The following is a 25,518-nucleotide window of genomic DNA, read 5'->3' as shown; positions in this document are numbered from 1 at the left end:
TATAAATACTAGCTGGTAGCACGCATCGCATTTAGCATGTTGCCATAAACGCGGTTGAGGGAATGAAGATTGGTAGTAAGGCTAGTAACCTCTTGCTTAAACTGCTCGGTTTCCTTACCAGCCTCGGTTAGGTTCTCCATAGCCTGGCTCAATGTGCCATAGAACTTGTTCATAGATTTGAGGTGCGTGTTAGCATCCTGCAATTCCATTTCATAAACTGCATTCAGAGCGCCTAAGTTTTTGGTTACGTTCTGCACTTGTAGGTGATACTCCTTAGCATCAGAAGTAGCATCTGACATAGCAGCCATAGCCTCGGCTGTGTTTGCATAAGAAGCAGTGATACGCTCAAGCGACTGGGTGGCAGTACGCACTTTCGTGGTGTACTCTTCTGTAACGTTAGTAGCTTCACCTAGTGAAGACAATTGCTGCGTAGTGTTGCTCAAACGATTCAAGCCTTCGCCTAAGGAAGATATAGCAGCAGGAGTTACGTTAGCATCCTTCAGCATATCGTCTAATTTACGAGTCAGCCCCGTGCTGTTATTATTAGTAGAGAAGCTAGGATCACCAGTGGAAGGATCATAACCTTCAGCCAATTGAGGATATACGAGACCCCAATCGGGCTCCTTGGATGTAGGTTGGAAAGCACTAAGGAAGAATATCAGGGCTTCTGTACCGAGACCTACCATCAACATTATATCAGCACCTTTCCAGTGCAGAATTTTAAACAAAGCTCCAATGATTACGACCGCTGCCCCGATGCCATAAATCTTGGGCATGATCACATCAAAGAAGAAATTACCGCCTTTTGCTGCCATTTTAAGTAAGAATTGAAAAAAGTTGGTTGGAAAGGATGAAGAATGTATGAAAATGTAAAATGAGATAGCGCTTAGGAAGCTCTAGTTCAACTGGCGGTTAGTTCCCATACCAATTTGAATCATAGCAGTGCGGAATCCGATGTAAGAACGAGCCGAGTCCTGGTACTCAAAATTGCGTGTTCCTGTCTCAAGGAAATAAGCAATGTCTTTCCAAGAACCGCCACGTACTACTTTGCGGGGCTCGTTATCATCAGGGTTAGTGGGGTTCATATCCCAAACCACTGGTACAGAAGCCTCCATGTATGCGTCGTCGCACCATTCAGCTACGTTGCCCGACATATCATACAAACCGAAGTCATTAGGAAAGAAGCTGCCTACAGCTGAGGTGTAAGCATATCCATCGCTGGCATAGTCACCACGACCTGGCTTGAAGTTGGCTAGCATGCAACCCTTAGAGTTACGCAGATAAGGTCCACCCCAAGGATATGTAGCTAAATCGCGACCACCACGAGCAGCATACTCCCATTCAGCTTCTGAAGGCAAACGAAAGTTAGGCGTTGGGGCTGAGCCAGCTTCCTCGTTGGCCGCATTCTTATGCTTAGTGCGCCAGTTGCAGAAATATTTAGCTGCAAACCAATCGACACCGACTACTGGGTAATCATCGAAAGCGGGGTGAGTATAGTAATACTCCATAAGTGGATCCCCCATATGATACGTGAAGTCACGTACCCATACTGTAGTATCTGGGTAGAGTTCCGTCATCACGTATTCCTCACCCAGTACATCAATTGAATCCTGCCGAATGGCATTCATGAACTGCCGGTACTCGTTGTTGGTGATTTCGGTCTCATCCATGTAAAAGCCGGCTATTGTCACCTGCTTATTCATGTTGACCATAGAAGCTGATATATCCTGATCAGTCTGGCCCATATGGAATGTGCCTCCTGGGCAAGGAACCATACCGAAGGGCACTTCCTGCGGATTAAAATCTGGACGGTCCTCCGCTCCAACCAGGTCACCCTGCGGTCCTTTGCCAAAACCACAGCCTCCCATTAACAACGCTGAAAAAGCGACAAGAGGCAATTTGAGAAACTTATTCATGTGAAGTTTAAAAAGACTATTGGGCGGCGATACCAAAAGATTACAATTTTACAATTGGCAAACTTAGCAACTGATGTGACTATTAGCAAGGTTCGTGCCCGAGCTGAAGGCAACATTTAAATAGTAGATAAAGCTCCTATTCATATCATAAAAATAGAGCCAGAATAGGCATCCATTTTATAAAGTTGCTTTAACTCGCTGAATACAAATAAAATTTATAAGTTATTAGAAACTATATCGGGGCGTACGGATAGCAGGGCGGGTAGCAGGTCCCATTTTAGGTAAGCGATATGAAAGCATTATTTCGTGTGAACTAAATGCCCTTGCATCTTGATTAAATGCAACTAAATCAAACGCATAACCAACGCGGAATGAGTTGCTTTCTGCAAAACTCATGCCTAGTTGACCAGTGAAGGACTCTCCATAACGATACCCTACGCCCGCCCAGTATTTTTCCTGCAAAGTTGCCCGTGCGCCTACTTCAAAAGAGTTATTGTCGAAAGTAAACTTATCATCATCACCAAACTCCCCTGGCAGAACTAATTTACCAATGACAGTGGGTGTTACAACAACGGAAGAACTAACTTCAATATTGTAACCTGCTGTTAAGTAAGCATGATTCTCTCCGATATACGATGCTGTTCGCTGGCTGCTCTCTGTCTGAAACTGGTAGCGGGATCTCAACAGGTTATTAACACTTAGACCCACATAAAATTTAGGAGCCTCATACCATACTCCTGCACCTGCATCAATTTTACTGTCAGAGCTTTCAAAAGGCACGCTCGGATCGTCTGCGTCGTTTGCCCGATATGTACCCTTGCCTAAGTTATTGAAGATTCCTTGAGCACCGATACCTAACAAGCCTTCTCCAAGCTTAAAATGTTTTGAATAAGATAACGCCGCAGTCGTCACACTGGCTTCTCCTATAGTATTGCGATAAATATTTAATCCTACACCACCACCCAAAATACGAACAGGAGTAGAAGCAGATAATAAGAAAGTACGATCATTACCGCCTGGATCAAACGTTCCGCCGTAATTAAAGTACTGCTCCCGTACTATAGTTAAAACTTCTCCTTGACCTTTGATACCTGCATAAGCAGGGTTCAGAAACATGCCATTAAACCCGTAATGACTGAATTGAGGCTGCTGTTGGGCAACGACAGTGCCAGTGGCTGCTAAAAGCAGAACCATAGCACCTAGTATAGATCTCTTCATATAGGCACCCAATTTTAGCGCAGATTTTAGGTAGGACATAATACCCTACGTAACTGATTCCAAATCTATGGAAAAAAGTCTGCGCATCAAACGAGCTAACCATTGGGTTTAGCGCCTGAAAATGCCTCTGCTATACTATTTTAAGCGTTTTGTTTGTCTGTTTTATTCTTCTCTTTTCCGGCGTCAGGCCCATAATGATAACGGATATATTGCTCAATGGCACCTGTCATAGAAGGGGCATTGGGATGCGGAGCCTCAATATCCAACTCTAAGCCAGCATCAATTACGGCCTTGGCTGTAGTAGGACCAAAGGCGGCAATGCGAGTGCCATTTTGCTCAAAGTCAGGGAAATTGACGAATAGGGAGCTGATTCCGGAGGGACTGAAGAAAGCAATGCAATCGTATTTTACATCCGTCAGATCCGAAAGATCACTGGCCACGGTGCGGTAAATCACCGCCTCTGTAAACTTAAAGTTGTTGGCCCTCATAAACTCTGGTAAATCGTCCTTGCGGATATCAGAGCACGGGTACAAGAACTTTTCGCTTTTATGCTTTTTGATTACATCAAACAGATCAGCTGCGGTACGCTGCCCTACAAAAAGCTTACGCTTACGCAGAACAATGTACTTCTGCAGGTAATTGGCAGTTTGCTCAGATATACAGAAATACTTCATCTCAGCAGGCATTTCCAGCTTTGCTTCCTGGCAAATACGGAAGAAATGATCTACTGCGTTGCGGCTTGTAAAGATGACAGCAGTATGCTCTGCAATGTTGATTTTATCCTTGCGAAAATCCTTGTAGGAGACTGGCTCTACTTGGATAAATTCTCGGAAATCGACCTTGATGCCATACTTATCAGCAATTGCGAAGTAGGGTGATACATCGCCTGTTGGTTTTGGCTGGGTGACAAGAATGCTGGAGATACGCTTGGCGTGTCGGCCCGTCCCCGGTTTGTCTTTGCTCTCGGCCATAGAGGGTGGGTGAATGGGTAGTTTTGGAGCGATAAGAAAGTGTGCATAACGCGGCTCTGGAGCCTGCGTTTGATAATATCAGTAAGTAAAAACGATCAACTTAAGCAATATGGTAAGAGGTATTACTTCTGTGGCGCAAAGGTACGAAAACAAATGCAAATTAAGGAGGGATGTCCGACTATGCAGCGTGCGCGTGACCCGCAGCATTGTCCCGACCAACATCAAGGAAACCACCCCATTGGATATCCACAGCACTGTTTCAGGTAAGGTTTGATTAAGGGCTAGATAAAAGAGCATCACGATGGGTAGAAATAAGCCCATAAATAGAATGGTGCGCACAAACTCACGGTACTGCACCATTACGAATGGGGTAACGTCGAAGATATAGCCCATCAGCTCTAGAAACAGGTATTTGCCCAGTACGAATGCAGCTACCAGAGCAGCATAGAGTAAAACGCGAACTACAATAGCGGACTCGGGCACATCGAACAGGCGCCGCAGAATTACAATGCTCTGAATATTGGTATGAATAGCAACCAGCAGCAAAGCGAAGGACAGAGAGAACACAAATACCAGTAGTAGATTCAGCCAAGTAATGGTGGGCTTGGTCAGAAACGCTTCATCGCTATTTGATTTACCAAGCAACCTGTCGAACTGATAGATGCGGGCGAAGCCGGGCTGATATGCAGCTTTGATGCCTCCATACAGCAGCCCAATCAGCAATAAAAAGCACAGAAATACATTTTGTCCTTGGTGGCCTCGCACCCGAAGCTGGGCCTGATACGGTGTGGGCTCTACCTTTCCTTTTGCGATTATCGTCAGAACAGGGGTATTGGTAAAGGAGGAGACGTCAGGAGAAACTACAGGATGCCAGACACATAGCAGATGCATGCCCGCAGGTGTACCGGGGGGCAAAAGTTTCTCTAAGTCAATTGAGTAAGAGGCGGGTGTGGCTGCCGTAAAAACCAGCCTGTTATCTAAAAAAAGGCTTAAGTCTTTGCGCGCAGTGAAGGTAATTGGCAACTTCTGGCCGGGCCGAATACTTACCCATTGATAGTAAGCATTAGCTGGTGCGTGATAATCCGGGAGGTAAAGAATGAGCTGATTACGGGGGGCGTCGAAGATGAGCCAATCGGCGGAAAGGCCGGTGCGTGGAGCGGGAGGCAACGGCTTGTATTCAGCTGCGGTAGCGCTCAGGGATAATACCAGTAGTACCAGCTGCAGACCCCCCCCCAGCCCCTACTTCTGACGCTATATGTACTTCTGACTGTCACTGATTTAGGAAGCTACTCGCTGTTGCGCAGTGCGGCTACGATACACGCCCAGAAAGACACTCAACAGCACTGAAAAGGCCACTAACACAACAATAAGGATGGTATTACCCAGCTCAGCGAAGTTGATCACAAATAAGATAACAACCAGATTTAATAAACCCAGTAACATTACTGTGCTGATTTGCTGGAAACCCATTGCCAAGATGCGGTGATGCACATGGTTTTTATCAGGCGAAAATGGCGAGCGTCCGGCCATCATTCGGATCAGGAAAACCCGTAGAGTATCAAAGAGGGGAACGAACAAGATTCCGACGGCTACAGATGGGGCAGAAGCACCAAATGGCTGGCCCAATTGGGCACCCATCTCAATAAACTGGATAGTGAGAATGGAAACGATGAAGCCGCATACGAGTGAGCCAGTATCGCCCATAAAAATGGTGGCTCGGTGGAAATTATAGCGCAGGAAGCCTAAAATGCCCCCCAACACGCACACCGACACATACACGTAATTACCAAATTCGGAGCCACCATACCGGTAGAAAAAATACCCAAGCGTTGTGACGATGATACTAACGATGGTGCCTGCTAAGCCATCTAAGCCATCTATCAGATTAATGGCGTTGGTGATGCCCACTATGACTAGGAAAGTAAAGGCATAGCTGATTCCAATCGGCAACTCATGAATTCCTAGAATCCCCTGAAAGCTTGTAATGCGCACATCGGCCATTACCATGACGATGCCGGTAGCAAGAAGCTGGCCCACAAACTTTTTAGTGACCGAAATGCTCACTAAGTCATCTTTCAAACCCACAAAGAACAGGACGATACAACCGGCCAGAAGCTGTTGAACACCGTTGTTGAGGTCGGCAAAGATGGTGAGAGCCGACATAAACCCCGCAAATACAGCTACGCCCCCCAAGCGGGGAGTAAGCGACTCATGCACGGTCCGCACGTTAGGCGTATCGAGCATGTTTTTGAGATGGGCAATGTAAATGATGGAAGGTACCGCGAACAGTGCCACTAAAAAGGACCACAAAAACGACAACCCCAGCGTAATTCCAATGGCATTCATCACGTATTGGCTCAAAGATGAAGCAAACAACAGGATACGCTCCTGCTCGTCTGCGCGTAAACTTTTACCCGTGCAGCACGCCTTCGCGGCCGAGCAGAGCAATAGGAATCAGGTTGGCAGACACAATAGAGTCGGGCACGAAGATGAACTTCTTATCGAAGATCTGCGGGCCACGATAGTAGCTTACCCAATACTGATTATTGAGATGAAACAAATCAGGGTCAATAGGTTCGACGGGTACGGTGCTCCGGGGCTCTACTTCCGCAAATACATGCCGCAAGGTTGAAGTCCGCACCTTTTCGCCGTCCTCTAGCGTGCCATAGCCATTGGAACTAATGATAACATTGCTCAATGGATAGTCATTATGGTTGAGCAGATACACTTGCCAACCAGGCTTTCCCTCTTCCGTAGCCGCGGCCTCATCAGGTACGATAGCTATGGAGACGCCTTCCACCGGATCAAAAATAATATCTTCTTTCATTCAATAATCAAACAGACAGCTCAGCCTCTAGCAAAGCTGCCAGGTGAGGAAGCAAACGATTTTCTACTTCGATAATCGGCACTGCGTAGCCCAGCTCCTGCTGTAGAGAGGTAACAGCTTTATCGGTGATGCCGCAGGGCACGATATGGCCGAAATACGTGAGGTCGGTATTTACGTTAAGCGCAAAGCCGTGCATAGTCACCCAACGGCTGCACTTCACCCCCATCGCGCAGATTTTGCGCGGCTGGGGGGCATTTTCCTCAAAGTCCAGCCACACGCCCGTTAGGCCGGCGATGCGGCCGGCAGTTAACCCGTATTCAGCTAGCGTACGAATAATGGCTTCTTCCAATACGCGTAGGTAGCGGTGGATATCGGTGAAGAAATTGTCGAGGTCAAGAATAGGATACCCCACCAGTTGGCCGGGGCCATGATAAGTAATGTCACCTCCCCGATTGATACGGTGAAACGTTGCTCCATGTAAGGCCAGTTCCGCTTCACTTAACAACAGATTTTCTTCTTTACCACTTTTGCCCAGCGTGTACACATGGGGGTGTTGGCAGAGCAGTAGGTAGTTGGGAGTCGGCTTGGGGGGCAAATTTGCTTCCGCGGCCTGCCGATTTTGCGTTTTTATAGCTACCGTATTAGCCAGCAATTCCTCCTGATACGCCCACGCAGCCTCATACTCAATCAACCCGAGCCGCTCCACAATGACGTGGCGATTTTGCCCCCCAGCAGGTGCCACAGGCAAAAGCGCAACCGTCGTTATTAAAGCAGGATTTGTATTCATCGATAAACGCTGAAATAAAGGCACAAAGGTACTATATTCAGCGCCAAACCCAACCCACAACCATCTTGCCATGCCTGGCTCCGGCCATCTGCTTGGTCACGCCGGCGAAGCGGCCGCGGCCGATTTTTTTATAAAGCAGGGCTATACCGTCGCCCACCAAAACTACCGTTACCGGCGCGCCGAGGTAGACCTTATTGTGCAGCGAAGCACCGGATTACTGGTTTTTGTGGAAGTAAAAACGCGCTCCTCCAGCCAATACGGCTACCCCGAAGAATTCGTAACAGAGCGCAAGCGCCAGCTTTTTCGCTTAGCTGCTGATCAGTATCAGGAAGAGGTAGACTGGCGCGGCGACATTCGCTTTGATATTCTGGCCCTCACCCAGCTTACCGATGGCTTTCGCATCGAACACTTCGAGGATGCCTTTTACTAACCGATACTCTTCTAGTAAAGTATGGCTGTAAAATGAGCAGATTACTTCTGCTTTGACCCCGGCCGATCAGTAACAGCGTCGCGCTTGTCGAGCTTATCTTTCTCGTACACCAGCACCCCGTTGCGATTATACTCCTTATAAAGGACTGGTTCCTTTACCTCTGGGTCGTAGCCGTTTTCTCCGTAGAGATATTCGTAGTGCCGACGGTTACGAAAACCCCAGTACTTAGCCCACTCTCCTACTTTTTTGCCGTTCTCAAACTGCCCATCCCAGTCCTTCTGCCCATTCTCCAGAAAGCGAGCGTATTCGCCTTCCAGCTTCCCGTTGTAGTAAGGTATTATCTCTTTGATCTTTGTGCGCTCCGCATCGTAATACGTGATTTCGGCGTCGCGCGGAAAGCCTTTCTCGTAGTGAATCTTCGTTAGCAGAATTCCTTCCCGATTGAACCGCTCCCAGCGCAAGTGCTTTGCTCCTACGGCGAAGTAGCCTGTTTCTACAATTTTGCCCCCCTGCATTTTTTTGTAAGGCCCATGCAGCACTTTATTGTCGCCGGGGTCTACGCCCGCTCTGTCCTGCACAATCCGGCCTTTGCGCGCATCGAAATAATAGCGCGTAGGCACATACGGATCAGTGGGTTTGGGGGTGCGCATATAATAGAACTGCTCCGTAATCTGGTTGTGTCCTTTTGCTCCTGACTTCACGTAGGCCTTCTTAATTGGCTCCCCGAGGAAGATATTCTTCTTCTTTTTTGGCTTGCGCTCCGCGGCTTTTTCTTTCGCCCGGGCGGCTCGGGCCTCTTCTTTACTGAGCGTTACCTTCTTAGCAATCTTCCCACCCGTTGTGTCGCTAGTCTGAACCAACGAATCAGACAGCGTTGTGAGTGCTGGATCATCGGCCTTACTATTAAAGGAAACCGTTTTGCGTGAGCAAGCAGCGGCAGCTAATCCCAGCAAAACCAGCAGAACAAGTGAAAAGCGAAAGAAGCGCATCGATGAAATAAGCAATATTCAAAGCCTCGAACGTAAAGATAACCTGATTTGGTGCCCGGCTTATATTTGCCCTCCAGAGCTGCTAGAAAGAGTCGAATTCCGAATATAAAGCCTCAATAAAAACAAAACCCGCTGACTTGTTAGGCAACGGGTTTTGTACTACTTAAAACTACGTGTACTATTTAGTACTACTCGGCAGCCAGTAAATCGGTGCTGCGCTTCACAAAGGCCGTTAGGGCTTCCCCTTTCAACATGTTCTGTGACAGCAAAGCCAGATCGAATGCCTGACGGGCCAACTTGCGGCCCGCTTCTTCATCGGCTTGCAGCACCCGTTGCGTAATAGCGTGGTTCGCATTCACGCTTACGGTGTAGCTGTCCGGCAGTGAGCCAAACATTGCCATTCCACCGCCACCACCCGTGCGCTGCATATCCTTCATGCGGCGCATAAACTCAGGCATTGTAATAAGTACGGGCGCTTCCTGCGGCGATAAAGCATCTACCTGCACATGCATTTGCTCGTTGCTGATGGCCTTCGAGAACAGCTCCTGCAAGCGCGTTTTATCGTCGTCGCTGAGTACGCTTTCGGTCGTTTCATCCTTCTCGATCAGCTTACCGATGGTATCGGCGTCGACACGCTTGAACGTGGTCTTTTCGAGCTTCTGCTCTAGCTGGCCAATAAAGTGCGGATCGAGCACGGCTTCCAGTTTCAGCACATCGTAGCCCCGATCTTGCGCGGCCACTACGTAGCCATGCTGTGCTTCGGCGTCGGTGCTATACAGGATAACCAACTGATCGTTTTTATCCTTTTGATTGGCTTGCACAAACTCCTGGTACTCGCTGAGGGTAAAGAATTTGCCCCCCACGTTCTGTACCAAGGCAAAATCCTTCGCCTTCTCATAAAACTTCTCGTCCGACAGCATACCGTACTTCACAAACAGACCGATATCCGACCACTTTTGCTCGTAGCCAGCCCGATCTTTCCGGAACAGCTCACCCAGCTTATCGGCTACCTTTTTGGTGATGTAGGTATTGATTTTCCGTACGGCCGCGTCGGCCTGCAAGAAACTACGCGACACGTTCAGCGGAATGTCCGGCGAGTCGATTACGCCATGCAGTAGCATCAGGAACTCGGGCACTACGTCTTTTACCTCATCGGTAATAAATACCTGCCGCGAGTAAAGCTGAATCTTGTTGCGCTGGAATTGCAGTTCATCCTTCACCTTCGGGAAGTACAGAATGCCCGTCAGGTTGAAGGGATAATCTACATTGAGGTGAATCCAGAATAGCGGTGCCTCCGAGAACGGATATAGTTCCTGATAGAATTTGGTGTAGTCCTCATCCGTCAGTTCGGCCGGCTGCTTGGTCCAGATCGGTTGCGTTTGGTTGATAACCGTGCCTTCGAACTCAATTTCGATGGGCAGAAACTTGCAGTATTTGGTCAGGATGTTCCGTAGGCGAGCCTCTTCCAAAAACTCGTCGGAATCGGCGGCTACGTGCAGCACTACGTCAGTGCCGCGCTCTGCTTTCTCGATAGTTTCGAGCGTAAACTCCGTGCTACCGTCGCAAGTCCAATGCGCGCCTTCGGTGCCTTCTTTATATGACTGCGAGAAAATCTCCACCTGATCGGCTACCATGAAAGCCGAGTAGAAGCCCAAGCCAAACTGACCGATAATCTGGTCTTTGGCGGCGGCATCCTTCTCCTTATACTTCTCTACAAACTCCGTAGCGCCGGAGAAAGCAATCTGGTTGATATACTTCTTGATTTCCTCGCCCGTCATGCCGAGGCCACGGTCCGAAATGGTGATTTTGCGCGCTTCCTTATCCAAGGTTACCCGCACTTTCAGCTCGCCCAGTTCGCCCTTAAACTCGCCTAGCTGCGCCAAGCTTTTCAGCTTTTGGGTGGCGTCCACGGCGTTGGAAACCAACTCCCGCAAAAAGATCTCGTGGTCGGAGTAGAGAAACTTCTTGATGATGGGGAAGATGTTCTCGGTGTGAATCGAGATACTACCTGTCTCTTGCATAGCGCCTTAAAAAATGAGTCTTGAAATAAAAAGTGGACAGAATTGCAGGACCATAAGAGCCCGCTTCCTGAATGCAGCGGATTTCAAAACCTGTTCCACGCTACTCGCAGCTGCCAGTTTGACACCTCTTTATACCTAGGCTTCAGCTTATCAACCGAAAGCTGAAGTATAAAGCAAGTATGTGTACATCTGATATAAAGGAAAGGCAACACGAGTCTTTAGCAACAAAATTTTGTGCTTGTAGACCCTTCTAGCTATCACAACCGATTGCACCCTCCTATCGCAAACGCTTGCATAGTTTATCTAAAATCAGCCTGTTACTGAATCGATTACGGCACCGTAGTACGATTCTAACTTGGCAGCTGCTGTTGCCTGAGTGCACATTTACTACTGCCTAATAACTAACCATTTACAACAAATTCCACATATGATGACACTTCGACGCTTAAGCTTTCTCCTTACAGCTTTAGTCACCACTCTGACCGTCTATGCTCAGAACGCCCCGGTGACGCTACAAGCCGAGGCCGGTATACTTCGGGCGACAAGCACCCCTCCGGCTATTACCTTTTTAACCGAAGCAAGTACCGGAACTGGCTTTATCCGGGTAGTTGGAGATCTTGTTCGAGACGCGAACAATGGCGCCTCAAGTCCTAATGCCGACAGCCGGGTGCTTACTTACACGGTTACGTTTCCGGGGCCTGGTGTATATGATCTGTACGCCAGAGCACGCGTAGGTTCAGGTAATTTCGACGATGACAGTTACTACGTACCGAACACATTTGGTACTCGGTCGGCCTCCGATCCTAGCCAATGGCGAATTGCCAACGGTCTGGCTGGTGGCGGATACACAACTACTACGGATGTTGTTTCGGCCGGCGGCCCTGGTGGAGCCAGTAACACGTGGAGATGGTTTCGGATATCAGCCTTTGATGGTGGAAGTACATTCACGGTACCAGCGGGTAACTTAACCCAGACGTTTGAAATTGGTAGCCGCGAGAATGGGTTGGACATCGATAAGTTCGTATTCGGGGCTTCAGGCGTATTTTTCACTGTAAGCAACCTCGACAATGGTCAACAAGGCTCTACTACGCCACCCCCACCGCCATTTGTTCCGCCTGGCCCTCCGGTTGCTACTGGCAAGCCCAAATTTGTAGGCGGTGCTTTGAGCAACTCTCAGGGAGTTAATTTCGATAAATATTGGAACCAGGTGGTGTCGGAGAACGACGGCAAATGGGGCAGCGTAGAAGCCACTCGGGACGTGATGAACTGGACTGGTCTCGATTTGGCCTATAATCAAGCCAAACGCCAGAATGTACCATTTCGGATGCACGTGCTAGTGTGGGGCAACCAACAGCCTGCTTGGATCGAAAATTTGCCCCCCGCCGAGCAGTTGGAGGAAATAAAGGAGTGGTTTGCGGCCGTGGCGCAACGCTACCCCGATATTGCCTTCCTAGAAGTGGTGAATGAGCCCACGAACGACCCTCCCTTTAAGCGGAATGCGACGGACCAAGGCAGCGGCAATTACATTGAAGCCCTCGGTGGTAATGGCACTACCGGCTGGGATTGGGTAATCAATTCGTTTAAGCTGGCTCGTATATATTTCCCAAATACGCCGCTGATGCTCAACGACTACAGTGTTGAAAATGTAACGTCCAACACCCAGCGCTATCTGAACATCATCAACTTACTGAAGCGCGAAAACCTGATTGACGTAATTGGTATTCAGGGCCACGCCTTCTCCACTCGCCCTACGCCGGCCGCCACGCTCACAAACAACCTGAACTTGTTGGCAACCTCTGGCCTGCCATTGTACATCACAGAATTTGATGTCGATGGTTTGCAGGATGATGTACAACTAGCCGAGTATCAGCGGGTGTTTCCATTATTCTACGAACACCCCGCTGTGAAAGGCATTACGCTGTGGGGCTACCGGCCCGGGCACTGGCGCACGGCCCAAGGTGCTTATATAGCATTCGAAAATGGCGCAGAACGACCCGCCTTGAAATGGTTGCGAGAGTATGTGCAAAGCACTAACCTATCAATAATCACGACGGCGACGAGCTTGGCTGCTACTACTTTCTGCGGCGGCAGCACGCTCCAGGTACCTTTCAGCATGAATGGCGTAGTAGCTGCTAATCAAACCTATACGGCGGAGCTTTCGGATGCTACCGGCAGCTTTGCGACTTTTACGGCCCTAGGTTCTATCAATGCATCAGCCGCAGGTAACTACACTGTTGCTGCCACTATTCCAGCTAATACGCCGGAGGGCACGCGCTACCGTATTCGGGTGACAAGCAGCAACCCCAGCGTGCTGGGCAATGCCAACAACACCAACCTAACGATCAATCCGGTGTTTACGGCCCCTGAAGTTGTCGTGATGCCAGTCAATGCTGTGTATACTGGTGGTGTACCCACCAATATTTATCTGGGCTACGGTCCGCAGAGCGTTATACTCGCGGCCAGTGGCGGGGCCAGCTATGCTTGGCAAGGACCAGCTGGACTGAGCAGCACCTCCATTGCTGATCCGGTATTCACGGCTACGGAAGCGGGCACCTTCACCTTCACTGCCACCATCACCAATGAAGCTGGCTGCACCACTACCAAGCAAGTAACCCTGATCGTAGTGGATGTGCGGTGCAGCAACAACAATAACTCTCCCAAGGTGCTGGTTTGTGTCAATGGCAAGGTAGTGTGCGTTGCTAAAAGTGCTGTTCCCGCTCTGCTCACGTATACCAAAGGGATAGTTAGACTAGGCGACTGCACCACGGGCACCAACGCCGACTTGGCAGTGCTGAAAGAGAAGCTCATTCGCTTATTTGAAGCTTACCCCAATCCATTTAATGGGCGCACTACCGTGCGTTTTCGCTCTACTGAGTCAGGGCAAGCCCAGCTGCAAGTCTACAATCCGTATGGGCAGCTTGTAGCCACTCCCTTCAACGGCCGGGCTGAAGCTGGCAGAGAGTATGAGATTACCTTGGATGGCGGTTCTTTACCCGAAGGCATTTATACCGGCCGCCTGATCACCAATGGTAAGGTGGAAACGATACGGTTGATGCTGAACAGATAAGTAAACTTCCATAATTCTAGAAACAAAAAGGGCGCCTGTACAAGGCGCCCTTTTTGTTGGATGTAGGTAGTAGAACTTAAATTATGCAGTTAGCAGAAATTTTCGTCAGACGAAAAGGTTCTCCGTTTTGTCTGTGGGGGTTTTTTTGGTAGCGGGGCGAAGGATGGCCGCAAAGCGACGCAGTAAGCGGGTGGATAGTGTTTTCATAGCGTGGGTGGTAAAAGGGTGGTTTATATGTCTTTATACTGCAAAGGTCAACAGTTGTTGTGTTCTTACTATTGTCGGTAGGTTATGCTTTTGTTGCTGAGCCATTGGGGGGCTTTTTTAAGAGGCCGACTGCCATTCAGCCAGCAACGCCAGCATATGAATGGGCGAGTTGGTCAGCCAATCCAGCGCCGAGCCAGGGTCAGCAAAAAACTGCACATCGAAGCGAGTGATTTGCCGGCTAAACCCCAATAAGCTTTCCACTACCATCTGATTGTAGGTGGCAGCGGGAGGAACAACTACCGCTACATGCTGCACGGATTGGGCCGCCACGCGGGGAAACCAGCTAACGCCCACCCAAATCTGTTCCTTCATGCTCAGCTCAGGTAAGCCGTTCATATCCACCAGCACGCGCTTGATTTGATGCGTCTGCACCAGCTCAGCTAGGTAGTTCATGGCCTGAGCAAAGCTGTGCAGAGAACTACCACCGCACCACTGGTAGCGCAACAGGCACAAGGATTCATCGTACTGCACCCGCAGACAGTCTATTTGAGCAAGTATCATTCTGAAAGTAAAAGCCAGAAGCTTTTTAAAGTGCTAAAAGCAACGCAACAATTATAAGTAGCGAATTGCTTGCCAGTAATTTTTATTTAAGAATGTAATAGCTTATTTATTTACGCATTAAGAATAGATTATATACTTTATGAGCACTGACAATATAATGCTTTACTTATTAGATTAGCCAGTACACCTTTCTCTTATTTCTTTAATTCGTATAAAAATAGCAGCCCGTATAAATCCGGATCGGTTCGAAGTGTAGCTCCGTAGTTTTGACAATTTAAGGCTACGCTCTTCAATTAATTCTGGGGGGCTTTTATCAGGCCGTAAATAGTTAATAAGTTGATTTAACTACCTATTATCATTTTCCGCGTACTTTTGCGTATTCCCTTCTGACACATTGTTGCAAATGCGGACTTTGCGTTCCCGTCTGGCTCTTCTGCTGCTGCTCTGCTTTACGCGGGTGCTGCTGCCCGACGCGTGGATACTGGCGCTGCACCAGCACGAGCACACACTGGAGGAATCGGCGCAAGCCACCCGCGTTGATAAAGCGCAGGACAAGGCCTTGCTCACGGTTCAGCACCAGCACTGTCAGGTCGATCATTTCTATAACGTCCCCTTCCAGGTACCAGCGCCGCTGGAGTTGCCATTCGTGGTGCTCTATGCCCATCAGGAGGCTGTGGGGGCTTTTTGGCTGATGCACATCGGAGTGTGCAAGTGGCGCGCCTGCGGGGCCCACCCACCCAGGCTTAGCTTCTTCTCCCAGCCACATTCCCGATGAATTTGCTCCCCAGGGGCTAATTCTACCTGCGTTTCCTCACTGCTTTGCTGTAGGGGTTGCCCTCGCGACAATTTTCATAAGGCGCTTTAGGTTCCGACCCTACGTTCAGGCAACCAAGCCGCCCAAGGCAAGAGCAGCCACGATGGCAATGCCTCTTTGCAGGCAGCAAAATGCGCCAACAGGACCGTAGAGTGCGCAATGGCTGGCATTTCAGTTTCCCAATATCAATTGATGGGCTGCGCGTGCGTAGTTGCCCACTGAACCTATGTTTATGACGCGTATCATTCTGACCGCCGGGCTGTTGCTGCTGGCGGGGGGCGTTTTTGCCCAAAAACCATCTTCTCCTCCGGCCTCATCCACTAGCCGCGCCCTCGCCGCACCCATTACAGGACGCATCGTTGACCAAGCCACCGGCGAGCCGCTCCCGTCGGCCACCATCCTCTTTCCAGATCTGCGACGATTTACAGCCACGGGACCCGATGGCGCTTTCCGCTTCACCAATCTACCCAAGGGTCGTTTTCTAATGCAAGTGCGCAGCTTAGGCTACACCACTGTAGTGCGCACTGTAGATACCGGCGCTGGGCAGCCACTCGATATTGCGCTGGTTTCGGCGGCCACCGAAATTGGGCAGGTGGTAGTTACGGGCGTATCGGCGAGTACGGAGATGCGCCGCTCTCCCATCCCGACTACCGTCGTAAACCGTACCCAACTGAATCAGATGGCGGCTACCAATGTAGTTGATGCCATCGCGCACACCCCCGGCCTCTCCCAAATCACGACCGGCGTGGGCATCAGCAAACCCATTATTCGGGGTTTGGGGGCCAACCGGGTGATAACACTAAACAATGGCGCCCGCCAAGAAGGCCAGCAGTGGGGTGATGAGCACGGCATCGAAATCGACGAAGCCGGCATCGACCGAGCCGAAGTTATCAAAGGCCCTGGCAGCCTGCTCTACGGCTCCGATGGCTTGGCCGGCGTCGTCAACTTTGTGGCCCCCGACCCCGTGGAAGAAGGCAAAATCATCGGCTCCGTATCGACTAACTATCAGACTAATAATAGCTTGCTGGGTTACTCCGTGATGAACGCCGGCAACCTCAACGGCTTCAATTGGATGGCTCGCAACAGCGGCAAAGTAGCCAGCAACTACCGCAACCCTTATGATGGCCGCGTGTTCAATTCGGGCTTCCGGGAGCTAAATGGCAACGGTTACATCGGCCTGAATAAAAGCTGGGGCTATTCGCACCTCACCCTTAGCACCTTCAATCAGCTCGTGGGTTTGGTAGAAGGCGACCGGGATACTATTACGGGCCAGTTTCTAAAGCCAGTTGCTCGCGGCGCCGATGACATTATAGGCGAGCCTCAGAGCGAAGATGCCCTGCGCACCTACACGTTGCAGGTGCCCCGCCAGCAGATTAATCATTTGCGCATTGGCACTGAGAACAACTTTATTTTCAACCAAAGCCGCCTGACGCTCAACGTGGGCTGGCAGCAAAACCTACGTCGCGAATTTGGCAACCCCGCCGACTACTACGAGGAGTCGTTGTTCTTTCAGCTTCGTACCGTAGACTATAGCCTGCGCTATTTTTTGCCCGAGGTGAACGGCTGGAACACCACGATTGGGACCAGCGGCATGCGGCAGCAAAACGTGAATAAAGGCGTTGAGTTCCTAATTCCGGCTTACCAGCTATTCGATGCTGGCGCGTTTGCGGTCACCAAGAAAACATTCGGCAGGCTCGATCTGAGCGGCGGCTTGCGCTACGACTGGCGTCGCATCGAGGCCGATAACCTTTACCTTGATGCCGAAGAACAGCCCGTGCCCGCGCCGACGGGAGAAATGAAATTTCCGGGCTTTGTGAGCACATTCCGGAATGTATCGGGTAGTGTGGGGGGCTCTTTTGAGGCTACCGAGAAGCTCGTGCTCAAAGCTAACGTGGCCCGTGGTTTCCGGGCACCCAATATTGCCGAGCTAGGCTCCAATGGCATTCATGAGGGTACTATTCGCTACGAAATTGGCAACCCCGCGCTGAAGGCCGAAACCAGCTTTCAGCTTGACGCGGGGGCCAGCTACGAAACCGAACACGTAGGCCTGCGCATCGACGCTTTCCGCAACCAGATTCAGAACTACATCTTCCCGCGCCGCCTGCCCGGCGCAACCGGCGCCGATTCGCTTTCGGTCGACGGCGACCCGGTTTTCGCGTATGGCCAGGGCGATGCGCGCCTGCTGGGGGGCGAATTTACGATTGATATTCACCCTCACCCGCTCGACTGGCTTCACTTTGAGAACAGCTTTTCGATGGTGCGGGCCCAGGAGCGCAACCAGCCCGACAGCCTGCGCAATCTGCCCTTCATTCCCGCCGACCGGCTACAATCAGAGGTGCGCGTCAATTTTAATAAAGTAGGTACTCACTTCGCCAACCTCTATGCCCGCGCCGGTATTGAGCACACGTTTGCTCAAAATAGATTCTTCTCCGCTTTCGGCACCGAAACCCGCACGCCCGGCTACACCCTGACCAATGCCAGCATTGGCACCGACGTGGTAACGTCGCAAGCCAAAACGCTGTTTTCTATTTATTTAACGGGCACAAACCTCTTCAACGTAGGGTACCAAAGCCATTTGAGCCGATTGAAATACGCAGCTTTCAACCCCGCGAATGGTCGTAGTGGCGTATTTAATATGGGCCGCAATGTGAGCGTGAAGCTGGTGGTGCCACTAGTGTTTAAGTAGAAATAACTATACTGAGCTATGGCACACGCTCACCACCACGGTCACGATCACCATCACGCCGTTCCCACTGAGGGCGACTACAGCCAAGCTTTTGCTATAGGTATTGCGCTGAATATGGTTTTTGTGGTGGTGGAAGCGGCGGGCGGCCTATGGGCTAACTCTTCGGCACTGCTTTCCGATGCGGGCCACAATCTGAGCGATGTACTAAGTCTGGCGCTGGCCTGGGGGCTACTCGCTTGGCCCGCCGACCGGCGTCCGAGCGCTACACTTATGGCCTGAAGAGCGCTACTATTCAGGCGGCTTTGCTGAATGCTGCCCTGCTGTATGCAGCACTTGGCATTATCCTCTGGGATGCCATCAACCACTTGCTCCACCCCACGCCCGTCGACGGCCGCGTTGTGATGCTGCTGGCTAGCATTGGCATTGTGGTCAATGGCTTCACGGCGTGGCTGTTCCGACGCGGGCAGCAGGGCGACGTAAACGTGCGTGGCGCTTATATGCACATGCTCACCGATGCCTTGGTGTCGGCGGGCGTGGTGGTTGGGGGCGCCCTCGTGCTCTGGACGGGTTGGCTGCGGCTCGATGCGCTGATCAGCTTTGGTATTCTGGGTTTGATTGCGTACAGCTCGTGGAGCTTGCTGCGCGAAACCGTACAACTCAGCCTACAAGCCGTTCCGCCGGGCATCGACCTAGCCGCCGTGCGTCAGTTTTTGCTGTCCTGCCCCGGCGTTACGCAGGTCCACGATCTGCATGTGTGGCCCCTGAGTACCCGCGATACCGCCCTTTCGGCCCATCTCGTGCGCCCAGGTGGCGCCAACAACGCTTTTCTGCATGAGCTACAGACCACGCTAGAAGCTACGTTTGGTATCAGCCATTGCACCGTGCAGATAGAAGATACGGTACCAGTAGCAGGCAGTCACGGTGGCTGCGAAGTATAAGGCTGCTTATTGCGGGCAGGCTGGGGGGCTTTTTTGCCAAAAAATCTTCACCTTCACCGGACCCAAAATCAGCATATCTACCCAACCTTGCTTTTATGAGTAAACCCGCTGCCCCAGCTCCCATTTTGCCCCCCGAAACTAAACACGCCTCTGTATTTAGCGCCGTGGTGATTGTGGCTGCCCTGGGCTACTTTGTGGATATTTATGACCTGATTCTGTTCAGTATTGTGCGCGTGCAAAGCCTGAACGCACTGGGTGTGACAGATAAAGCGGCCGTCACCAGCCAGGGCCTGTACCTGATCAATATGCAGATGGGCGGCATGCTGCTGGGGGGCATTTTGTGGGGCGTGTTGGGCGACAAGCGAGGCCGGATCTCGGTGCTGTTCGGGTCTATTCTCTTGTATTCGCTGGCCAATATTGCTAACGGCTTTGTGCAGACCATCGACCAGTATGCCTGGCTGCGGCTCATTGCAGGTATCGGTTTGGCCGGAGAGCTAGGGGCTGGAATTACGCTGGTAGCCGAAAGTCTGCCGAAAGAAAAGCGTGGGTACGGCACCATGATAGTGGCCACCGTGGGCGTATCGGGAGCTATGCTGGCCTACTGGGTGGGCGAGCGGTTTGGTTGGCGCAACGCTTACTTTATCGGGGGCGGACTAGGCTTAGCATTGCTGTTATTACGCGTTAGCGTTTACGAATCAGGCATGTTTGAACAAGCCAAGCGCAGTGAGGCCGTGCGCGGCAGGTTTCTAGATTTATTTACCAACGGGCCACGCTTGGCCAAATACATCAAGTGCCTACTCATTGGTGTGCCACTATGGTTTGTAGTGGGCATTCTGATCACGCTGGCGCCGGAGTTTGGGCGGGAGTTGGGTGTGCAGGGCGAGGTAACGGCCGGCTTGGCGGTATTCTGGTGCTATTTCGGGCTGGTATTTGGTGATTTTGCCAGCGGGGGGCTAAGTCAGATCTGGCGAAGCCGCAACCGCGCGTTGCAAGTGTTCCTAGTATTCTGCGGACTCATGGTGGCGGCCTACTTGTTTGGCTTGCGCGGCGCCAGCACCACTACTTTCTATGCGGTGTGCTTCGTGTTGGGCTTATCCGTGGGCTTCTGGGCGTTGTTTGTAACCGTGGCAGCTGAGCAGTTCGGCACCAATCTGCGAGCTACGGTAGCTACTACGGCTCCTAATTTTGCCCGCGGCTCCGTAATAATTCTGGCTCCCACCTTTCAGTTTCTCACTGGCCCACTTGGCCTTATCGGGAGCGCGGCTGTTTTGGGTGTGGTATCGCTGCTGATAGCATTCTGGAGCGTAAGCACTCTGCCTGAGAGCTACGGCAAAGACCTTGATTATCTGGAAGTTTCATAAGTATCAGTATTTGGCAACATTCGGCTGCTTCGTACCGTTTCAGGCTAAACAGCGGCAAGTCCGACCTATCATGAAAAAATTAGCAAGTATTCTTACCCTGGTTGGCATCGCTTTACTAAGCCACACCGCCCAGGCCCAAACTACTACCGTTGACTCTACTCAATTGCGGATTCAGCAACAGCAAGAGGCGTTAAAAACCAATGAGCAGGCTCTGAAGGAGCAGCGCAAGGAACGCGAGAAGACTGCCGACGCGATTGATAATCAGCGCGACGACATGCGTAAGCAGAAAAAGGAAATGGATCGTCAGGAGGACGAGATGCAGGCTAATCGTCGGGCGCAGAAAAAGCAGATAGAAGGTCAAGAACTAGATCTAAAAGCTACTAAGCAACGCGAAAAAGCCCGGCAGGCAGAGTTGAAAGCCGAACGGCTTCGCTTAAAAGCAGAACGTAAGCGCTCCTAAGCAGTTGTCTGTAAGCCGTCGCTTTACGTAGGCAGTTCAGACACAATTACCCTTGTAAAAACTCCAGCCCATCGGCTGGAGTTTTTTATGTTCACACGCTCACTTCACCCCTTATTAATGGCCAATCTACCGACCAAAAACACTGCTCGCTATTATCCGCTGCACCATTTCGTTCTGCTGCCAGCGGCGCTCATTATGGCCTTCTACACCGGCCGGCGCTACGCTGAGGTAGCCGGCGACGACTCAGATCTGTCGCGGCTCTGGTTTTCCATCATGGCGCTGGCCGTTATCGGGTTAGGTGTGCTGGTAATGCTACGTCAGCATTATGCCCTTACTTTGCAAGACCGCCTGATCCGGCTGGAGGTACGGCAACGGTATTTTGAGGTCACGGGCCAAAGCCTGCGGCCGTTGGAAGATCGGCTTTCGCTAAAGCAGATTCTGTCGCTACGCTTTGCCGGCGATGCCGAGCTGGCTGGCTTGGTGCAGGCTACTATCAGCGAAAATTTGCCCCCCAAAACCATTCAGGCTCGTATTCAAGAGTTTCACTTCGATCCTATGCGGGTGTGAGGAAAGCTTACACCGATCAAATGGCTGCCTGACCATTTAACAATCAACCGTTTACATCATGATTCTTTACAACGTAACAAGCAGCATCGAGCCAGAAATAGCGGACGAGTGGCTGGCTTTTATGCAAGAAACCCATATGCCGGAGGTGATGGCCACTGGTTTTTTCATTCGCAGTCAGCTCTGCCGTCTGCTCAATGAGGAAGAAGGAGGCATCACCTACGCAGCGCAATACTACTGCGCTAGCCTGGAGCAGCTCGAAGAGTACCAGCGCATATCCGCCCCCGGCTTGCGCGCCGACCTCGAAATTCGCTTTCCCGGTCAGTACGTTTCTTTCCGCACCGTACTAGAGGTGATGGACTGACAGCAAGCTGCACCTTAATTAAAAAGCCCCCAGATGATTCCGGGGGGCTTTTTTAATTGAGTTATTCGCTCATCTACGCATTATTCACCGCTGCTTCCGCGGCGGGGGCACAGGCATAAGCTTGCAGTTGCTCGGCGTTGAGGTTGCCGTTGAACCACTCCGGGTCAAGGTTGGCCCCAATCTTTTTGTAGAAGCCGATAGCGGGCTCGTTCCACTCCAGCACCTGCCATTTCATACGATTAGCGCCGGTAGCGCGGGCTTCAGCCACTACCGCGTCGAAAAGCAGTTTGCCGAGGCCCGTACCGCGCACTTCTTCCGTCACGACCAAGTCTTCCAGAAACAGCATCCGGCCCTTCCAGGTAGAGTAAGCAGTGTAGTACAAAACCAGTCCCACGATCTGCTGGGGGGCTTTTTCGGCTACAAAAAACTTAAAAATGGGTTCTGGCCCAAAACCGTCGCGCTCCATGTCGGCCAGCGTATTGGTCACCTCGTGAGGGGCGCGCTCATACACGGCTAGCTCCTGAATAAGAGCCAGCACTTGGGGCAAATCGGCGCGAATGCCGCGGCGGATGGTCGTCATCGGTGGAAAGATCAAAGGTGTATAATGACAAACGTAGCCCTTAGTGAATAAGAGCCGAAAAGCACAATGAGCAATAGCTCCAAATTGGCTATTGCTCATTGTGCAGTTTTACTTTTTAAGCGCTCAATTACATCTGAGGCTGCATTTTCTTGATGCTCTCCGTGGCGTTGACGGCGTTTATCTCGCGGGGCACGTTGGTGTCGGGCTTGCCGCCGGTGGTGTCGGCAGGGGCGGGAATGGGCGGCAGGGGCTTTACAGCCACATTTTCGTCCATGTTCTTATAATCCGGATTCTTGCACGAGGTCACGGATAGGGTCAGGGAAGCGCCGGCCAACAGACCGAGCACAAGCGTTTTCTTCATAAACAGCCGAATAAGGCGGGCAATTGGGTTTCGGGCCGCAAGATACAAAGCGACCCGCGAAAGGTTAGTACGGAAAAAAGCCCCCCAAGGGCTATTTCTTCCCAGATTTAGTCCAAGCTCAACCGCTGGGGGCTTTTTGCACGCTTATTTTCCGTAGGGATTCAGGCCCATGCTGTAGTAGGTAAAGGCCCACACATCGGCCCATTCCTGGATTTGCAGCTTGGTGCTTTTGCCCGCGCCGTGGCCCGCATTCACATCTACGCGGATAAGCTGCGGATTGGCACCACCTGCTTTTTCCTGCAAAGCCGCCGCAAATTTAAACGAGTGCGCCGGCACCACGCGGTCGTCGTGGTCGGCGGTGGTAATCATGGTGGCCGGGTAGTCGGCGCCTTGCTTCAGCGTATGCAGGGGCGAGAAGCTATAAAGATTCTGAAACTGAGCATAGTTGTCGGAGGTGCCGTACTCGGGTGCCCAGTTCCAGCCAATCGTAAACTTCTGATAGCGTAGCATGTCCATCACGCCCACGGCCGGCAGCGCCACGCGGGCCACATCGGGGCGCTGAATCATAGTGGCGCCCACCAGCAAACCGCCATTTGAGCCGCCCGCAATAGCCAAGTGCTTAGGCGAGGTGTAATTCTGCACCGATAAGTACTCGGCGGCGGCAATAAAATCGTCGAATACGTTTTGCTTGTTGGGCGTCATACCGGCTTTGTGCCAGGCCTCGCCGTACTCGCCGCCACCGCGCAGATTAGCCACAGCCAACACTCCCCCGTTTTCCAGCCACAGCATGCGCGCTACGCTAAATGATGGAGTCAGGGAGATATCGAACCCTCCGTAACCGTAGAGATAAGTCGGGTTTTTGCCGTCCAGCTTCAGCCCCTTCTTGTGCACGATGAACATCGGAATCTTCGTGCCGTCTTTGCTGCTATAAAAGACCTGCGTCGTTAGATAGTCATCAGGCTTCACCTCCACTTTGGGAGCCTGAAATATTGTGCTTTGCTTAGTAGCGAGGTCGTATTTGTAAATGGTGGTCGGATACGTGAACGAGGTGAAAGCGTAGTACACTTCCTTGGCATCACGGCGGCCGCCGAAGCCAGCGGCCGTACCAATGGCTGGCAGTTCTACATCGTTCTGAAACTCGCCAGTCTCGCTGTACACTTTTACCTGACTGCTCGCGTCTTTTAAATATGTAGCAATGAGGCGGCCACCCACGTGCTCCACGTTATCAATCTTATAAGTGGTTTCAGGCAGCACCGTTTTCCAGTTGGCTTGCTGCGGCTTTTTGGGGTCGATGAGCACCAAACGGTACAAAGGCGCTTGGTAGTTGGTGAGCACTAACAATTTGCCCCCCACGTTGCCCACTACCGAATTGTTGTGCTCGTAGCTGCTGATGAGCGTCGTGAATTTGTCGGCCTGCTTCGGGTCGGTGAGGTCGCGCACGGCTAGGCGGTTGCCGTCGGCCACGCCATCGGTAAGGCTTAGCACTAGGAAACGCTCATCTTCCGTGGTGCCCGCAAACCGGAAGCCCAGTGGCATTTTCTTGTCTTCATACACCAGCTTATCCGTCTTTTGCGGGGTACCAAGCTTGTGGTAATAGACTTTGTGAAACTCGTTTTTGCCGGCCAGCTGGTTTTCGCCCGACTTAGGCGCGGCGTACCGACTGTAGTAAAAACCATCCTTCGCCCACGCCACCCCCGATACCTTTACCCACTCCAGCTCATCCTTAAGCGGCAAGCGCGTCTTGAGGTCCAATACTTTCACCTTCAGCCAGTCGGAGCCCCCGCCAGAAGTCGAGTACGCCATGTAGCGATGGTCATTGGAGAAATAAGTACCTGTAAGAGCTGTAGTGCCGTCGGTGGAGAACTTATTTGGGTCGAGCAGAACTTCTGGCAGGCTCTGGGGGCATTTTTCTGCACGTACAGCACGGCCTGGTTTTGCAAACCGTCGTTTTTGGAGAAGTACAGTTGCCCATCCTCCACCTGCGGCACGCCGTAGCGCTCGTAATTCCAGATGTTGGTAAGCCGCTCCCGTATCTGGTCGCGAAACGGTATTTTCTCTAAGTAGCCAAAAGTCAGCTTGTTCTGAGCCTCCACCCACGCCTTGGTTTCGGGCGAGTCGAGGTCTTCGAGCCAGCGGTACAGGTCGGCAACGGACGTGCCGTGGTAATCATCTACCTGATCGGATTTGCGGGTTTCGGGGTACTTCACAGAGGAGCTAGACGGAGTAACGGCCGCCATATGAGGGTTTGCTGAATAAGTAGTAGCCGATTTGGCAGTGGGCCCCGCAGAGCGGCAAGCCGCCAACGCCAGCAAGGCCAGCAGCGGATATTTAGGGATGTGCATGAGGTGTGGGGCAGCGGAGTAGATGTCGAAGATAGAAGTCCGTCTTCGCTTTAT

General features: G+C 51.4%; 23 protein-coding genes and 1 pseudogene. 9 read left to right on the top strand and 15 right to left on the bottom strand.

Annotated features, from left to right (window positions below; all coding sequences use genetic code 11):
• Nucleotides 1-8 precede the first annotated feature (8 nt).
• From gldL to lipB, 8 genes are all read right to left on the bottom strand, one after another.
• Nucleotides 9-815, bottom strand: a complete 807-nt coding sequence (gene gldL / locus G7064_RS13460) for a gliding motility protein GldL (RefSeq protein ID WP_133274289.1) — start codon at nt 813-815, stop codon at nt 9-11.
• An 81-nt stretch (nt 816-896) separates the two neighbouring features.
• Nucleotides 897-1,916: an SUMF1/EgtB/PvdO family nonheme iron enzyme gene (locus tag G7064_RS13455; RefSeq protein ID WP_133274290.1), complete on the bottom strand. Its 1,020-nt coding sequence runs from the start codon at nt 1,914-1,916 to the stop codon at nt 897-899.
• Between the two features lie 225 nt (nt 1,917-2,141).
• Nucleotides 2,142-3,173: a PorP/SprF family type IX secretion system membrane protein gene (locus G7064_RS13450; protein ID WP_240935495.1), complete on the bottom strand. Its 1,032-nt coding sequence runs from the start codon at nt 3,171-3,173 to the stop codon at nt 2,142-2,144.
• A 101-nt stretch (nt 3,174-3,274) separates the two neighbouring features.
• On the bottom strand, nt 3,275-4,105 hold the full coding sequence (locus G7064_RS13445) for a uroporphyrinogen-III synthase (protein ID WP_166073989.1): 831 nt from the start codon (nt 4,103-4,105) through the stop codon (nt 3,275-3,277).
• 78 nt (nt 4,106-4,183) lie between these two features.
• The gene (locus G7064_RS13440; RefSeq protein WP_166073988.1) at nt 4,184-5,272 is read right to left on the bottom strand and encodes a DUF4271 domain-containing protein; all 1,089 of its coding nucleotides are present in this window, start codon (nt 5,270-5,272) and stop codon (nt 4,184-4,186) included.
• Nucleotides 5,273-5,383: 111 nt separating this feature from the next.
• Nucleotides 5,384-6,466: an MraY family glycosyltransferase gene (locus tag G7064_RS13435; RefSeq protein WP_240935494.1), complete on the bottom strand. Its 1,083-nt coding sequence runs from the start codon at nt 6,464-6,466 to the stop codon at nt 5,384-5,386.
• 49 nt (nt 6,467-6,515) lie between these two features.
• Nucleotides 6,516-6,932, bottom strand: coding sequence for a hypothetical protein (locus G7064_RS13430; protein ID WP_166073987.1), 417 nt, complete (start codon nt 6,930-6,932; stop codon nt 6,516-6,518).
• Between the two features lie 7 nt (nt 6,933-6,939).
• Nucleotides 6,940-7,719, bottom strand: coding sequence for a lipoyl(octanoyl) transferase LipB (gene lipB, locus G7064_RS13425; RefSeq protein ID WP_166073986.1), 780 nt, complete (start codon nt 7,717-7,719; stop codon nt 6,940-6,942).
• 70 nt (nt 7,720-7,789) lie between these two features.
• Here lipB and G7064_RS13420 point away from each other — a divergent pair, with 70 nt between their 5' ends.
• Nucleotides 7,790-8,149, top strand: coding sequence for a YraN family protein (locus G7064_RS13420; RefSeq protein WP_166073985.1), 360 nt, complete (start codon nt 7,790-7,792; stop codon nt 8,147-8,149).
• 41 nt (nt 8,150-8,190) lie between these two features.
• Here the strand turns inward: G7064_RS13420 and G7064_RS13415 are convergent, their stop codons facing one another.
• Nucleotides 8,191-9,138, bottom strand: a complete 948-nt coding sequence (locus G7064_RS13415) for a toxin-antitoxin system YwqK family antitoxin (protein ID WP_166073984.1) — start codon at nt 9,136-9,138, stop codon at nt 8,191-8,193.
• A gap of 188 nt (nt 9,139-9,326) precedes the next feature.
• A complete protein-coding gene (gene htpG / locus G7064_RS13410) occupies nt 9,327-11,159 on the bottom strand; it encodes a molecular chaperone HtpG (RefSeq protein WP_166073983.1) in 1,833 nt (610 codons plus the stop codon).
• Nucleotides 11,160-11,586: 427 nt separating this feature from the next.
• Between htpG and G7064_RS13405 the strand changes: the two genes are divergently transcribed.
• Nucleotides 11,587-14,226 carry an endo-1,4-beta-xylanase gene (locus G7064_RS13405; protein WP_166073982.1) on the top strand — a complete coding sequence of 880 codons (2,640 nt, stop codon included), beginning with the start codon at nt 11,587-11,589 and terminating at the stop codon, nt 14,224-14,226.
• Nucleotides 14,227-14,550: 324 nt separating this feature from the next.
• Here the strand turns inward: G7064_RS13405 and G7064_RS13400 are convergent, their stop codons facing one another.
• Entirely contained in the window at nt 14,551-14,994 is a 444-nt protein-coding gene (locus tag G7064_RS13400; RefSeq protein WP_133274299.1) for a hypothetical protein, read from the bottom strand.
• 403 nt (nt 14,995-15,397) lie between these two features.
• Here G7064_RS13400 and G7064_RS13395 point away from each other — a divergent pair, with 403 nt between their 5' ends.
• From G7064_RS13395 to G7064_RS13365, 7 genes and pseudogenes are all read left to right on the top strand, one after another.
• A complete protein-coding gene (locus G7064_RS13395) occupies nt 15,398-15,769 on the top strand; it encodes a hypothetical protein (RefSeq protein WP_166073981.1) in 372 nt (123 codons plus the stop codon).
• 271 nt (nt 15,770-16,040) lie between these two features.
• Entirely contained in the window at nt 16,041-18,494 is a 2,454-nt protein-coding gene (locus G7064_RS13390) for a TonB-dependent receptor (RefSeq protein ID WP_166073980.1), read from the top strand.
• An 18-nt stretch (nt 18,495-18,512) separates the two neighbouring features.
• A pseudogene (locus G7064_RS13385) lies at nt 18,513-19,432 on the top strand (cation diffusion facilitator family transporter).
• A gap of 95 nt (nt 19,433-19,527) precedes the next feature.
• Entirely contained in the window at nt 19,528-20,793 is a 1,266-nt protein-coding gene (locus G7064_RS13380) for an MFS transporter (RefSeq protein ID WP_166073979.1), read from the top strand.
• Between the two features lie 70 nt (nt 20,794-20,863).
• Nucleotides 20,864-21,253 carry a hypothetical protein gene (locus G7064_RS13375; RefSeq protein WP_133274305.1) on the top strand — a complete coding sequence of 130 codons (390 nt, stop codon included), beginning with the start codon at nt 20,864-20,866 and terminating at the stop codon, nt 21,251-21,253.
• Nucleotides 21,254-21,370: 117 nt separating this feature from the next.
• Nucleotides 21,371-21,820: a DUF6526 family protein gene (locus tag G7064_RS13370; RefSeq protein ID WP_133274306.1), complete on the top strand. Its 450-nt coding sequence runs from the start codon at nt 21,371-21,373 to the stop codon at nt 21,818-21,820.
• Between the two features lie 58 nt (nt 21,821-21,878).
• Nucleotides 21,879-22,181, top strand: coding sequence for a DUF4286 family protein (locus tag G7064_RS13365; protein ID WP_133274307.1), 303 nt, complete (start codon nt 21,879-21,881; stop codon nt 22,179-22,181).
• A gap of 73 nt (nt 22,182-22,254) precedes the next feature.
• Here G7064_RS13365 and G7064_RS13360 read toward each other — a convergent pair whose 3' ends face one another.
• The 4 genes from G7064_RS13360 to G7064_RS23065 all read right to left on the bottom strand — a co-directional run bounded on the left by G7064_RS13360 (nt 22,255) and on the right by G7064_RS23065 (nt 25,464).
• Nucleotides 22,255-22,761 carry a GNAT family N-acetyltransferase gene (locus G7064_RS13360; RefSeq protein ID WP_166073978.1) on the bottom strand — a complete coding sequence of 169 codons (507 nt, stop codon included), beginning with the start codon at nt 22,759-22,761 and terminating at the stop codon, nt 22,255-22,257.
• Nucleotides 22,762-22,888: 127 nt separating this feature from the next.
• Nucleotides 22,889-23,122 (bottom strand): hypothetical protein, encoded by a 234-nt coding sequence (locus tag G7064_RS13355; protein ID WP_166073977.1) that lies wholly within the window; start codon nt 23,120-23,122, stop codon nt 22,889-22,891.
• A gap of 144 nt (nt 23,123-23,266) precedes the next feature.
• The gene (locus G7064_RS13350) at nt 23,267-25,003 is read right to left on the bottom strand and encodes a prolyl oligopeptidase family serine peptidase (RefSeq protein ID WP_317172857.1); all 1,737 of its coding nucleotides are present in this window, start codon (nt 25,001-25,003) and stop codon (nt 23,267-23,269) included.
• Nucleotides 24,886-25,464: a hypothetical protein gene (locus tag G7064_RS23065; RefSeq protein ID WP_317172761.1), complete on the bottom strand. Its 579-nt coding sequence runs from the start codon at nt 25,462-25,464 to the stop codon at nt 24,886-24,888. Before G7064_RS23065 ends, G7064_RS13350 begins: the two co-directional genes overlap by 118 nt.
• Nucleotides 25,465-25,518: the final 54 nt, after the last annotated feature.

This window comes from Hymenobacter sp. HDW8 (assembly GCF_011305775.1).
Lineage (GTDB): Bacteria > Bacteroidota > Bacteroidia > Cytophagales > Hymenobacteraceae > Hymenobacter > Hymenobacter radiodurans.
Note: the sequence above shows the minus strand (reverse complement) of the source record. Positions and strands in the feature narration are given on the sequence as shown.

What these genes read in the sequence shown, in the direction of transcription:
- gldL (WP_133274289.1), bottom strand. Translation starts at nt 815, where the DNA reads ATGGCAGCAAAAGGCGGTAATTTCTTCTTTGATGTGATCATGCCCAAG.
- G7064_RS13455 (WP_133274290.1), bottom strand. Translation starts at nt 1,916, where the DNA reads ATGAATAAGTTTCTCAAATTGCCTCTTGTCGCTTTTTCAGCGTTGTTA.
- G7064_RS13450 (WP_240935495.1), bottom strand. Translation starts at nt 3,173, where the DNA reads ATGTCCTACCTAAAATCTGCGCTAAAATTGGGTGCCTATATGAAGAGA.
- G7064_RS13445 (WP_166073989.1), bottom strand. Translation starts at nt 4,105, where the DNA reads ATGGCCGAGAGCAAAGACAAACCGGGGACGGGCCGACACGCCAAGCGT.
- G7064_RS13430 (WP_166073987.1), bottom strand. Translation starts at nt 6,932, where the DNA reads ATGAAAGAAGATATTATTTTTGATCCGGTGGAAGGCGTCTCCATAGCT.
- lipB (WP_166073986.1), bottom strand. Translation starts at nt 7,719, where the DNA reads ATGAATACAAATCCTGCTTTAATAACGACGGTTGCGCTTTTGCCTGTG.
- G7064_RS13420 (WP_166073985.1), top strand. Translation starts at nt 7,790, where the DNA reads ATGCCTGGCTCCGGCCATCTGCTTGGTCACGCCGGCGAAGCGGCCGCG.
- G7064_RS13415 (WP_166073984.1), bottom strand. Translation starts at nt 9,138, where the DNA reads ATGCGCTTCTTTCGCTTTTCACTTGTTCTGCTGGTTTTGCTGGGATTA.
- htpG (WP_166073983.1), bottom strand. Translation starts at nt 11,159, where the DNA reads ATGCAAGAGACAGGTAGTATCTCGATTCACACCGAGAACATCTTCCCC.
- G7064_RS13405 (WP_166073982.1), top strand. Translation starts at nt 11,587, where the DNA reads ATGATGACACTTCGACGCTTAAGCTTTCTCCTTACAGCTTTAGTCACC.
- G7064_RS13400 (WP_133274299.1), bottom strand. Translation starts at nt 14,994, where the DNA reads ATGATACTTGCTCAAATAGACTGTCTGCGGGTGCAGTACGATGAATCC.
- G7064_RS13395 (WP_166073981.1), top strand. Translation starts at nt 15,398, where the DNA reads ATGCGGACTTTGCGTTCCCGTCTGGCTCTTCTGCTGCTGCTCTGCTTT.
- G7064_RS13390 (WP_166073980.1), top strand. Translation starts at nt 16,041, where the DNA reads ATGACGCGTATCATTCTGACCGCCGGGCTGTTGCTGCTGGCGGGGGGC.
- G7064_RS13380 (WP_166073979.1), top strand. Translation starts at nt 19,528, where the DNA reads ATGAGTAAACCCGCTGCCCCAGCTCCCATTTTGCCCCCCGAAACTAAA.
- G7064_RS13375 (WP_133274305.1), top strand. Translation starts at nt 20,864, where the DNA reads ATGAAAAAATTAGCAAGTATTCTTACCCTGGTTGGCATCGCTTTACTA.
- G7064_RS13370 (WP_133274306.1), top strand. Translation starts at nt 21,371, where the DNA reads ATGGCCAATCTACCGACCAAAAACACTGCTCGCTATTATCCGCTGCAC.
- G7064_RS13365 (WP_133274307.1), top strand. Translation starts at nt 21,879, where the DNA reads ATGATTCTTTACAACGTAACAAGCAGCATCGAGCCAGAAATAGCGGAC.
- G7064_RS13360 (WP_166073978.1), bottom strand. Translation starts at nt 22,761, where the DNA reads ATGACGACCATCCGCCGCGGCATTCGCGCCGATTTGCCCCAAGTGCTG.
- G7064_RS13355 (WP_166073977.1), bottom strand. Translation starts at nt 23,122, where the DNA reads ATGAAGAAAACGCTTGTGCTCGGTCTGTTGGCCGGCGCTTCCCTGACC.
- G7064_RS23065 (WP_317172761.1), bottom strand. Translation starts at nt 25,464, where the DNA reads ATGCACATCCCTAAATATCCGCTGCTGGCCTTGCTGGCGTTGGCGGCT.